Below are 899 nucleotides of genomic sequence, written 5' to 3' on the forward strand. Positions count from 1 at the left end.
GGCTCTCTATGACCGCCTTGGCATGTGGATAGCGTTGGAGCCTTTCCTGCATCGGAATAAATGCGTTTTATCTGTTCATTACCTTTAATATCTGTGGCATTAGCAACATGAATTAATCCGTCCTTGGATTGCTTAACGTGCTCCCTTGGTTCGCATGCCCTATAAACAACAACATTGTCTTTTTGAACGGTAGTTAATGTATTTGTTTTTTCATCATTTCTTAATTCTAATCTCTGAGTGGTAAGTCCTGCTGTTTTTATTTTATGGTCTTGTCTTACTCCATTAATAATATAACGACCTCTAATTGCACCACAAAAAACAACTTGTCGCCTAGATTTATTAAAGTACTGACTTAAATTTGTTCCTTTCGAGTAATTGGCATCAATACAATATGACTTTTCTTTATTGGTAATGCTGTCATCATCAATAATATCTTTTAGTAAAATACCTTTATCTTCTGGTTGGCTAATTTCAAAATTAGTCCAATAATAACGTTGTCTATTTTGTGCTGATAATAATGAACTATTAATAAGAGTTTTATTTACATAACCTAATGCACGTTCGGTATGAAGCGTTATATATTCCTCAAACTCTTTTTTCATTTTTACATTTTCGAGCATAAATTTAGCGTCTGGATTATTTTCTAATACGTGACTCATTATATCTAATGTCGTCCAGAATAATTTACCGCGCTCATCTTTATCGCCTAATTGCTTACCAGCTAAACTCCACGACTGACAAGGGAACCCCGCAGTAACTAACCCAACACTTGACCAGTCAATACCCCACTCACGCCAATTATTAACGTCACCTAACTGGATATTATCTGGATAATGAAATTCAGATACTTTATTTGCAAACTTATCTATTTCAGCGATGTAATATTTATCAAATTTAAT

The 899-nt window shown here is 34.1% G+C and carries 1 protein-coding gene; it reads right to left on the reverse strand.

The window, feature by feature from the left end; genetic code table 11:
- On the reverse strand, positions 1-899 hold an 899-nt coding region (locus JEP71_RS17425), incomplete at both ends, for a DNA cytosine methyltransferase (RefSeq protein WP_198626676.1).

Source organism: Proteus sp. PR00224, from assembly GCF_016238105.1.
GTDB lineage: Bacteria > Pseudomonadota > Gammaproteobacteria > Enterobacterales > Enterobacteriaceae > Proteus.